Genomic DNA, 6,675 nt, shown 5'->3' on the forward strand with positions numbered 1-6,675 from the left:
GACCCCAGTTGAGTTCGAACGCCGTCGTTCAGAGCTTAGTGCTTAACTCGCTGTCCACGGGGGCCGGGACAGACCAGCTTCTGGCTGACGACTTTTCGTTGCATCTTCGCCAGATGAGGGCATACGCATCTGGCATCAAGAGGTTTTGTTAGCGGGTCTAAGTCTGGGCTAAGTCTGGGCTGCTAGGTTGAAATGGCATGATGCTGCGCGTGCGTCCCGCATCGCGCCGTTGCGCGTTCGAATCCTTTCGGGAGACACACCATGATGATCGCCTCCGTTTCCACTCCGGCTTCTCAAACAGCGGCGCCTCCTCCGGCCGCATCGGCGCAAGACGCCGCATCTGCGCCGCAAGCGCAAGTCCAGGCGCAGCCTGCCCAGCTCGTGGTGCAGGACAAGGTGACTATCAGCAATGCGGCGCGGGCTTTGCAAGAGGCTGCGGAAACCGTGGCCCAGACCGCCAAGGAGGCGCAGCACGGAGACCGGCAGGCTCAGCATAAGCTGGCGGCAGAAGAAGCGAAGCGGGCTGCGCATTGATTCATCCGCCGGCCGGGCGGCGCTGATCGAGCGGTTGCTGAAACAAAACACCACCGCCGAGGCGAGGGTGTCGGGAGTGGGATCGTTTTTGTTCAATTGATCTGAAACGCCCCGCGGCGATCTTCCAGCAGCCGTTCCACCAGGCTGCCGAATGCCACGCCCAGCCCAGCCCACAGTATCGCCTGGATGCCGAACGACGCCATCCGGAAGCGCCACAACAACACGGCGGAGAATTGCTCGGGGATTTCGTTCACTTCGGGCAGCAGCGACTGGGCGATGATCACCAGCGCGATGAAGGCCGCGCCGGCGATCAGCGTCGCATCCCAAGTTCCGAAGCGGGAGATCAGCTGGCGGGCCAGGAACACCGCGATGGCGAGCGCCGCCAGCGACACGGCTATCATCGCGAAAAACAACGCGGTGCGGGAGCCTATGGTGCCGGGGTCGCCCACCGCCGGCGGATTGGGCGGATATTTGAGGAAGGGCACCAGCGCGAACGAGATGAAGCCCATCAGGGCCATCAGCGCCGACAGCGCGCGGGCGCGCAGCGCGCCGATGCGGCCGTAGATGAAGGCGAACGCCAGCGCGAACAGGCCGCCCACGGCGGTGCCGAACACGCCGACGCCGACGAACAGGCCGATGCCGGACTGGACGCCGCGGCTGACCAGTTCCGGCATTTCATCGTGCTGGTGTCCGCCGCTTTTCGCCATTTCCATTTTTTCTTCGAAGGCGATCGCGCTCTCGATCTGGGGCTCGCCGACGATCTTGGCGAAGCCGAAAGCCAGCAGGCTGGCCAGAAAGCCCGCGATCATGCCGCGGATCAAAAGACTTCTCACCATGTCCGGCGTCTCCTTAGTGGCAGGGGAAGCCCAGCAGGTGGCGGCCGTCGTGGACGAACTCGTGCACATACATGCTGTTGAAGATGGCGGCGGCGCCTTCCTCCACGCCGACGAAGTAGATCGCCAGCAGCATCAGAATGCCGCCGAAGACTGCCCAGGGCAGCAGTTGGCGAATGGGGAGGGACACGGGCTGGATCGCCGGCGCCAAGACGGGGCTTGCATGCATGATATATCTCCTTGAGGATGACGCGTCCTGAAACGGATGGTTGGCTGGATGCGAAGGCCTGACTTTTCATGCCTGTCCGCATGGCGGATCAGGCTGATACACAGTGGCGCGACCGTGCCGGATTCACACCGGCTTCCTCGCATCGAGACGATGTGGATTCTAGAGAGCCGAGAGAAAATGTCAAAGAACTTCAGAGCGTTTTGACGGAGAGCCAAGAGCATGACGACTCGTATCACCCTGCTGTGCGTGCCGGCGACCCGCGCGCTGCGCGCCGGCCATTTCCCGGCGGATGATCCACTGGAGCCGGAAGCGCTGGAGCGGGCGGCGCGCCTGGCCGGTTCGCTGGGGCTGGCCGACCTGGCGCTTCGCAGCCCGGAGCGGTGCGCCCGGCAGACCGCCGACGCGCTGGGACGCGCGGCGGAGGAGGCCGTGGCGTTGCGGGAGGCGGATCATGGCCGTTGGCGCGGCCTGCCGTTGAAGGCGGTCGCGGCGGCGGAGCCGGAAGCCTTGAACGCATGGCTGTCTGACCCGGGATGTCCGGCGCCGGAGGGGGAGTCGCTGCTGGCGATGCTCGAGCGCGTCGGCCATTGGTTCGAGCATTTCCGCTGGCCGGCCGGCCACGTTCTGGTCATCGCCCACGCCAGCGCCATCAAGGCGATGCTGCTGCGAGCGCTGGATTTGCCGCCGCCAGCGTATCGGCAGATCGACGTCGCGCCGCTGGCCCGGATCGAATTGTCCCGGCATCGGGATCTGTGGCGCTTGCGCCTGGGGGGCGATGACTCCGCATGATGAGGCGGATTTGATCTGCGTTCGCTTGCCGCGCCGTCAGGCATGGTATCGTCGCGGAATGAGAGTCTTGCGCCGCATCCTGTTGCTGATCGTGCTGCAGCTGTCCCTGTTCGGGATGGCGGCGGCGCATGCGCCGTTGACCGGCGTGCCGTCGTCCGAAGCGTGCGCGGCGATGAGCGCGCCGCGGGATTGCGCCGGGATGGCCGCCAAGCCATCCGCGAAGCATGCGGAGGGGAATGGCGCGGCCGCTTGCGGTTCTACTGGCTGCGCGCAGGCCTGCCTGCCGCTGTTCATCAAGGCGTCTTTGCCCGGTGTGGCCGCTCTGGCTTGCTGCGGCGTGAGGATCGCGGCGCAGCCGGTCCTGTTCCCTGGCCCGGTCTTGCCGCCGCCGTTGCGTCCTCCCGAGTTTGCCCGGATCTGAATCTTCCCGCGCGCTGCCGCGCGCAATCGATCTGGACATCCATCTAAAGGAGGACATCATGTCCCCGTTGCGTCATTTTCTGTTCGCATCCGCGTTGGCCGCCGCCAGCGCATCCGTTCTGGCCGCCGTTCCCGTCACCGTCTACAAGAGCCCGAGCTGCGGCTGCTGCGAGGCTTACATCGCCTATCTGAAACAGAATGGCTTCTCGGTTTCCGCCGTCAACCGCGACGATATGCAGCAGGTGAAAAGCCAGCTCGGCGTGACGCCGGGCATGGGCAGCTGCCATACCGCCAAGGTCGGCCGCTACGTGGTGGAAGGCCATGTGCCGGCTGCCGCCATCAAGCGGCTGTTGGCTGGCAACAGCAAGCTGGTCGGCATCGCTGTGCCCGGCATGCCGCTGAATTCGCCCGGGATGGGCGAGACCAAGCCCGGCACGCTGCCGGTGTATGCGATGTCGGCGGACCAGAAGACCGGCGTGTTGTACGGCCGTTTTTAAGCGTTGAAAGAAAACCGCGCGCGCCGGTTTCAATGGCGCGCGCGGTTCGGCCTACCCTTACTTCATTTCCCAGTCAGTCACTTTCTGCACCGCGGCGTCGGCGTTTTTCAGATCGGTCTCGCCCTGGTTCAACAGCGTGCTCCATTGTTTGACGCGGTTTTTGCCATTGGGCGGCTGGTTGTAGTGGTTGGTGTCGACGATCTTGCTGCGCTGGGCGTAGAAGGCGGTCATGAAGGTTTTTTCGTCGCTGCTGTTGCCGGAGCGGGACAGCAGGCCCTGCAGCGTGCCGGAATCGCCGGCGGCACCTTGGTTCAGCGCGGTGTCGACGAAGGAGCCTATGGTCAGCGCGCTGGAGAAGCCGCGTTGGCGGGCCTGTTGCACGCTGTACTGGATGTATACCTTGTAGAAGGTGTTCCACATCGCGTCGCGCCAGGCGGGATTGTTTTGCAGGCCGCCTATCTTGTCGCAGAACACCTTGGCGCTGTCGCTGATCTTCAGGATCTTGCCCTGCATGCTGCCGTGCACGCCGGCGCGGGCCAGACCGCCGGCGATGGACGGATTGGATGCGCCGCTGGAGGCGTCGAATTCCTTGAACAGCGTCGGGCCATCCGGACCTTCGTCATTGGAGCCGCCGGTGGTGGCGCCGAAAATCCCTATCGTGTAGCCGCGCTTGTCTTTGATGTCCTCGCAGTAACCGTAGAACTTGGTCCATTCCAGAGAGTCCTGCTCCGGCTTGTTGACCAGTTTCATGATGTTGTCCCACTGCTCGCCATCCAGGCCGGTGTTGGCCTTCAGGAATTTCAGCGTGTTGGGCGGGAAGTTGGCGTCGTGGTCGGCGGCTTTGGCTTGGGCCGCGGGACGACAACGCTTGCCGGCCTGCCAGGCCTGGCCCTGTTCCGGCGCGTTGCCCTGGGTCCAGAAGGCGGCGGTGTAATTGACGCCGCCGCGGCTGGCGACGCTGCCGGCCATATAGGGCGTGGCGGGGCTCCAGGCGGCGGCGCAGTCGGGCTGGCGGCTTGCTTGCTTCTCGGCGCCGCCGGCAGTGGAGCCCTGGGCGGCAGCGCAGCCGGCGGCGAGGAGGGCGAGCCCGGCCAGGATGGCTGATGGGAAGGATAGGCGTTTTGCTGCGTATTTCATGGGTCTTCTCCCTGTCTAGGTGGTATTGCCTAAGAGACGCTTCCTGATGAAACAGCTGAAATGATGCGCGGCATGCGCGGGGCGTTGAGCGGTTCGAGAAATGCCGCGCGCTGGCGAGCGGCATTGTCGTCGGCCGCATCGCGTGTAACCGGCTTGGCCCGATGGCGCAGACGCCTTGGGCGGCCGCATGGCATCGAGTTGCGCGCGGGGCCATGATAAGCGCGAATAACTCAAATTGAGTTATTTACAATCATAAATAATGTCAATGTGTTGTTTTGATGTCTGTACGAGTTGGCGGGCATGAAAAAAGCCGCCAGTTGGCGGCTTTTGGGAAGAGCGGGGAAGATCAGTCGCCGCGCGGGGTCTCGGGCGTCAGCACGGTTTCCGCCGCTTCGGGCAGCAGGTCCGGATAGTCGCGGCTGTAATGCAAGCCGCGGCTTTCCTTGCGCAGCAGAGCGGAGCGGACAATCAGTTCAGCGGTTTGCACCAGATTGCGCAGCTCGATCAGGTCATTGCTGACGTGGAAGTTGCTGTAATACTCGTCGATCTCGCCTCTCAGCAGGTCTATGCGGTGCAGCGCGCGCTCCAGCCGCTTGTTGGTGCGGACGATGCCGACGTAGTCCCACATCGCGCGGCGCAGCTCTTCCCAGTTGTGCGAAATCACCACTTCTTCATCCGGGTCGGTGACGCGGCTGTCGTCCCAGGCCGGAATCGCCGGCAATTTGATGGCGTCCAGCGCCTGGATGTCGGCCGCTGCCGCCTTGCCTATCACCAGGCACTCCAGCAGCGAGTTGCTGGCCAGTCGGTTGGCGCCGTGCAGGCCGGTATGGGCCACTTCGCCCACCGCGTACAGTCCGGCCACGTCGGTGCGGCCGGCTAGGTCGGTGACGATGCCGCCGCAGGTGAAGTGCACCGCTGGCACCACCGGTATCGGCTGCTGGGTGATGTCTATGCCCAACTCCAGGCAGTGGGCGTAGATATTGGGGAAGTGTTCCTTGATGAATTGCGCCGGCTTATAAGAGATGTCCAGATAGACGCAGTCCAGGCCGTGCTTCTTCATTTCGAAGTCGATGGCGCGGGCCACCACGTCGCGGGGGGCCAGCTCGCCGCGCGGGTCGTGCTGCGGCATGAAGCGGGTGCCGTCCGGCAGCTTCAGAATGCCGCCTTCGCCGCGCACGGCTTCGGTGATCAGGAAGGATTTGGCATGCGGGTGGTAGAGGCAGGTGGGATGGAACTGCATGAATTCCATATTGCCGACGCGGCAGCCGGCGCGCCAGCCCATCGCGATGCCGTCGCCGGTGGCGGTATCCGGATTGGTGGTATAGAGGTAGACCTTGCCCGCGCCGCCGGATGCCAGGATGGTGTGCTGGGCGGCGATGGTGACGACTTCGTCGCTGTTCTTGTCCAGCGCGTATACGCCGTAGGCGCGCTTGCCGTCCTGGCCCAGCTTCTGCGAAGTGATCAGGTCTATCGCTATATAGTGCTCCAGCTCGGTGATGTTCGGATGCGCCTTGATCTTCTGGCCCAGCGTGGTGGTCACCGCGGCGCCGGTGGCGTCGGCGGCGTGGATGATGCGGCGGTGGCTATGGCCGCCTTCGCGCGTCAGGTGATAACCGGTCTGATGCTCGTCGTCGCGGGTGAAGGGTACGCCCAGCTCGATCAGCCAGTCGATCGCTTCCTTGGAGTGTTCGACGATGAAGCGGGTGGTGTCTTCATTGCACAGCCCGGCGCCGGCGATCAGCGTGTCGCGGATGTGATCCTCCACCGAGTCGTCGGTATCCAGCACGGCGGCGATGCCGCCCTGGGCATAAGTGGAGCTGCCTTCCAGCAGATCGCGTTTGGTGATCAGGCCCACCTTGCGTTTTTCCGCCAGGTGCAGCGCCAGCGTCATGCCGGCCAGGCCGCTGCCGATAATCAGAACATCGAATTTGAGCATATATAGAGTGTCCACGGCAGGCACATCGCGTGCCAAACGCATGGGAGCGTAGCAGAATCGCCTGTCTGCGCGTAGCCGCCGCCGTATTTCTGGTGGCCAGCCAGGTTCGACTGTGGCGGTTTTCTTGCCGCAATGGGAGCCGGTCTGAAATTCTTCCCGGCCTCTTTTCTTGCAAATCAATATCTTGCGCGTATCGGCCGAAGAAAGTTCATTTTTTCTCGCAAAAGGTGTTGACGGGTGTGGGGCCCGGGCGTATAGTTCGCCTCCTCAGCTGACGCAGCGAACGAAACAGCGGAAACG

At 63.7% G+C, this 6,675-nt stretch carries 8 protein-coding genes and 1 riboswitch; of the genes, 4 read left to right on the forward strand and 4 right to left on the reverse strand.

What is annotated here, in order from left to right:
- The first annotated feature begins 261 nt into the window (after window positions 1-261).
- Window positions 262-534 (forward strand): hypothetical protein, encoded by a 273-nt coding sequence (locus tag VA599_RS24020; RefSeq protein WP_346791003.1) that lies wholly within the window; start codon window positions 262-264, stop codon window positions 532-534.
- A gap of 92 nt (window positions 535-626) precedes the next feature.
- Here the strand turns inward: VA599_RS24020 and VA599_RS24025 are convergent, their stop codons facing one another.
- Entirely contained in the window at window positions 627-1,370 is a 744-nt protein-coding gene (locus tag VA599_RS24025; protein ID WP_346791005.1) for a CbtA family protein, read from the reverse strand.
- Window positions 1,371-1,383: 13 nt separating this feature from the next.
- A complete protein-coding gene (locus VA599_RS24030; RefSeq protein ID WP_021478474.1) occupies window positions 1,384-1,596 on the reverse strand; it encodes a CbtB domain-containing protein in 213 nt (70 codons plus the stop codon).
- Window positions 1,597-1,598: 2 nt separating this feature from the next.
- Window positions 1,599-1,760, reverse strand: a riboswitch (adenosylcobalamin (AdoCbl) riboswitch).
- Between the two features lie 55 nt (window positions 1,761-1,815).
- Here VA599_RS24030 and VA599_RS24035 point away from each other — a divergent pair.
- The 3 genes from VA599_RS24035 to VA599_RS24045 all read left to right on the forward strand — a co-directional run bounded on the left by VA599_RS24035 (window position 1,816) and on the right by VA599_RS24045 (window position 3,302).
- Entirely contained in the window at window positions 1,816-2,385 is a 570-nt protein-coding gene (locus tag VA599_RS24035) for a histidine phosphatase family protein (RefSeq protein ID WP_346791007.1), read from the forward strand.
- Window positions 2,386-2,452: 67 nt separating this feature from the next.
- Window positions 2,453-2,806: a hypothetical protein gene (locus VA599_RS24040; protein WP_346791008.1), complete on the forward strand. Its 354-nt coding sequence runs from the start codon at window positions 2,453-2,455 to the stop codon at window positions 2,804-2,806.
- A gap of 58 nt (window positions 2,807-2,864) precedes the next feature.
- Entirely contained in the window at window positions 2,865-3,302 is a 438-nt protein-coding gene (locus tag VA599_RS24045; protein WP_021478471.1) for a DUF411 domain-containing protein, read from the forward strand.
- A 57-nt stretch (window positions 3,303-3,359) separates the two neighbouring features.
- Here VA599_RS24045 and VA599_RS24050 read toward each other — a convergent pair whose 3' ends face one another.
- Both VA599_RS24050 and nadB read right to left on the reverse strand, forming a co-directional pair.
- A complete protein-coding gene (locus VA599_RS24050) occupies window positions 3,360-4,439 on the reverse strand; it encodes a chitosanase (RefSeq protein ID WP_346791010.1) in 1,080 nt (359 codons plus the stop codon).
- A gap of 346 nt (window positions 4,440-4,785) precedes the next feature.
- Window positions 4,786-6,375: an L-aspartate oxidase gene (gene nadB / locus VA599_RS24055; RefSeq protein ID WP_429839002.1), complete on the reverse strand. Its 1,590-nt coding sequence runs from the start codon at window positions 6,373-6,375 to the stop codon at window positions 4,786-4,788.
- Window positions 6,376-6,675: the final 300 nt, after the last annotated feature.

Source organism: Chromobacterium indicum, assembly GCF_039708975.1.
In the GTDB taxonomy this organism is placed as follows: Bacteria; Pseudomonadota; Gammaproteobacteria; order Burkholderiales; family Chromobacteriaceae; genus Chromobacterium; species Chromobacterium piscinae.